Annotated in this window: 3 protein-coding genes; 1 reads left to right on the top strand and 2 read right to left on the bottom strand. The window is 36.9% G+C overall.

All coding sequences use genetic code 11. The features are described 5' to 3' along the window. Positions 1–1341 (bottom strand): DEAD/DEAH box helicase (locus ACIQ2I_RS08480; protein ID WP_396181985.1); only part of this gene is annotated, 1341 nt, incomplete at its 3' end. A gap of 104 nt (positions 1342–1445) precedes the next feature. Between ACIQ2I_RS08480 and mnmD the strand changes: the two genes are divergently transcribed. After that, positions 1446–2114 (top strand): tRNA (5-methylaminomethyl-2-thiouridine)(34)-methyltransferase MnmD, encoded by a 669-nt coding sequence (gene mnmD, locus ACIQ2I_RS08485; RefSeq protein WP_396181986.1) that lies wholly within the window; start codon positions 1446–1448, stop codon positions 2112–2114. Between the two features lie 93 nt (positions 2115–2207). Here mnmD and uvrB read toward each other — a convergent pair. Continuing rightward, a partial coding sequence (uvrB, locus tag ACIQ2I_RS08490) for an excinuclease ABC subunit UvrB (protein ID WP_396181987.1) occupies positions 2208–3749 on the bottom strand: 1542 nt, incomplete at its 5' end.

The following is a 3749-nucleotide window of genomic DNA, read 5'->3' on the forward strand; positions in this document are numbered from 1 at the left end:
CTTTTTCTTTTTCTTTTCGTCTCGTTTTCTTTCTATTCCTCGGTTTCTTGATGCTGTTTTTCTTGGCGTTCTTTTCCCTGGACCGCCTAAATTGACTTTACTATTTTTCTCCGATTTTTTCTCAAAAGCATCACCACCCGTTTTCTTTACACGTTTCAAAAGTGTTTTTACTTTTTTCTGATCTTTCTCGAATTCTAAACGTTGTTGTTCAATTTTTACGCCAGTAGGAATGTCGTGAATTTTAATTTCAGTTTGCATTAGCATTTCCACTTCCAATTGAAATTCGTCTTCTTTCGGACCAATAAAACTGATGGCAATACCTTCTTTATCGGCACGACCAGTACGACCAATTCTGTGCATGTATTGTTCTGGGATTTCAGGAAATTGCATATTAATTACGTGAGTAATATCTGTAATATCCAAACCACGCGCCATAATATCAGTGGTCACCAAACCTCTAATTTCACCGTTTTGGAAATTTTCCATCATATTCAAACGGTAATTTTGCGTTTTATTAGAGTGCACCGTTCCAAACTGACCTGGAAAATCTTCTTCTATATGTTCTAATAAAAAATCGGCCATTCTTTTACTGTTTACAAACAATAAAATTCGGCTGTATGATTCGTCTGCTAATAAATGTTTTAGTAAATTAACTTTAGTTAAAAAGTTGGGCACTACATAAGCGCGTTGTTCTATTTGCTCTAATGGAGTACCACTTGGTGCTAAAGAAACTTCTTCTGGAAATTCGAAAAATTCATCTAACAAATCATCCACTTCCTCTGTCATGGTTGCCGAAAACAAAATATTTTGTCTTTTCGAACGCATCATTGATAAAATAGAAGTTAGTTGTACTCGAAATCCTAAATTTAATATTTCATCAAATTCATCAATCACTAATTTTTGTAAATCGTCAAAACGCAAGACATTATCTAACGCCAAATCCATAATTCTTCCGGGTGTTCCCACCACAATATCAATTCCAGAATAAATGTCTTTTTTTTGCGTATTGATGTTTACCCCGCCATAAACGGCAAGTGAACGCACACTCATGTACTTGGTTAATTTTTCAATTTCTTCATGCACTTGCACTACTAATTCACGTGTAGGTACTAAAATAAGCACTCTTGGAATATCGGTAGGTACAAAACGCCATTGTTTTAAAATTGGTAACAAATAGGCAAACGTTTTTCCCGTACCGGTTTGTGCAATTCCCATTACATCTCTACCAGACATTACAATTGGAAAGGCTTTTGATTGAATTGGTGTGGGAGTTGTGAAACCTAAATCGTCTATCGCTTTTTGTAGCGAAATTGGAAGATTAAGTTGTTCGAATGTAACCATTTGTATGTAAATTTAGGCAAAGATAACATTAAGTTAGAAGTTAGTAGTTAGAAGTTAGAAGTTTTTTGCCTTTTTCCTTTTACCTTTGTCCTTTCACCTTCATTATGAAACACGAAATTATCATTACCAAAGACGGCTCCACGTCTATTTATATTCCAGAATGGGATGAAACGTATCATTCTAGATTTGGTGCCATACAAGAAGCGTTTCATGTTTTTATAAAAAACGGCTTAGATTTATTTGATACCGTTTCCGAGATTTCGATTTTAGAAATTGGTTTTGGTACCGGATTAAATGCATTAATTACGATGTTGGAAGCCGAAAAACGCCAGATTAAAGTCAATTATGTTGGAGTAGAAGCGTATCCGGTGGCTTTTGAAGATATTGTACAGCTCAATTATGCTACGCAATTGGAAGTACCCAACCGTCAAGCAGATTTTGAAAGGTTACATACCTTGCCTTGGGAAGAAACTATTGAAATAACACCTTATTTTACCCTAACCAAGCGTAAACAATTTTTTAATGACATAACCGATGAAAATACATTTGATTTAATTTATTTTGATGCTTTTGGCTACAACGCGCAACCCGAATTATGGAGTGAAGCCATTTTTGAAAAAATGTATTGTGCCTTAAAAAGCAAAGGAATATTAACCACGTATGCGTGCCGTACCACCATTAAAAATGCTATGCAAACAGTAGGTTTCCAAACAATGAAACTACCCGGAGCACCCGGAAAAAGAGAGATGTTACGTGCGTTGAAAAAGGAGTAAACGTTTTTGTTAGTTACCAAGCGAAAGGATTCGCGCAACAGCAGGTGTAGGAATTTGGAATTTGAGATTTGGGCTTTGGAATTTAAAATTTGCTTACAACTTTTCTTGTAGTGCTTTTATCTCATCTCTAAACTTGGCGGCTTGCATAAAGTCGAGTTCTTTAGCGGCTTTTTCCATTAGTTTACGTTTGTCCCTAATTTTTTGTTCAATTTCGGGTTTGCTTAGGTACTCACTTTCAGGTTCTGCGGCTTTATACGCTTGGTTTTCGTAGTATTGCGTAGAAACAGAATTGGCGCTAAAAGCATTACCCAAACTCTTGTTTAACGATTGTGGCGTTTTGCCGTGTAAGGTATTGTAAGCTGTTTGTTTTTCGCGGCGGTAAATGGTTTCGTCTATGGTGTGTTGCATACTTGCCGTAATTTTGTCGGCATACATAATGGCTTTTCCGTTAAGGTTTCTGGCGGCTCTTCCAACAGTTTGCGTTAACGAACGTTTGCTGCGTAAAAAACCTTCTTTGTCCGCATCTAAAATCGCCACAAGCGATACTTCAGGTAAATCTAATCCTTCACGTAATAAGTTCACGCCAATTAGCACATCAAAAACACCTTTTCGTAAATCTTGCATGATTTCTACACGCTCCAAAGTATCTACATCCGAATGAATGTAGCGGCATCGTATAGAAACTTTGGTAAGGTATTTAGCCAATTCTTCTGCCATTCGTTTAGTTAACGTAGTGACTAAAACCCGCTCGTCGGCTTCGCAACGCAATTGAATTTCTTCAATTAAATCGTCTATTTGATTGGCACTTGGGCGAATTTCTATAATCGGATCTAACAATCCTGTAGGACGAATAATTTGCTCTACATACACACCTTCCGATTTTTGCATTTCATAGTCGGCAGGCGTAGCAGAAACATATACTACTTGATTTTGTAGGGCTTCAAATTCTTCAAATTTTAAAGGACGGTTGTCCATTGCGGCAGGCAAACGAAATCCGTAATCTACCAAGTTTTCTTTTCGGCTTCTATCGCCACCATACATGGCATGTACTTGCGAAATGGTAACGTGACTTTCATCAATAACCATTAAATAATCGTCTGGAAAATAGTCTAATAAACAGAAAGGGCGCGTGCCAGGTTCCCGACCATCAAGATAACGCGAATAGTTTTCAATGCCTGAACAATAGCCCAATTCGCGAATCATTTCTAAATCGAAATTCGTACGTTCTTCTAATCGTTTGGCTTCTAAATGCTTGCCGATTTCTTTAAAATAGTCCACTTGTTTTACCATATCTTGTTGGATTTCCCAAATGGCTTTTTGTAAAATATCAGGAGAAGTCACAAACATATTAGCAGGATAAATGCTTAACGAATCGTATTTTTCTAATACTTGTGCCGTTCGGGCATCAAACGCTTCAATTTCTTCAATTTCATCGCCAAAAAAGTGAATTCTAAAAGGTTCATCGCCATAACTTGGAAATACTTCAACCGTATCGCCTTTGATGCGAAAGGTTCCGGGTGTAAATTCCATTTCGGTACGCGAATATAAACTTTGCACCAATTGATGCAATAATTTGGTTCGAGAAATGGCTTGTCCGTTTTTTAAAGTAATTACATTTTTCTGAAATTCAACAGG

The organism is Flavobacterium sp. (genome assembly GCF_044368995.1).
Classification (GTDB): Bacteria; Bacteroidota; Bacteroidia; order Flavobacteriales; family Flavobacteriaceae; genus Flavobacterium.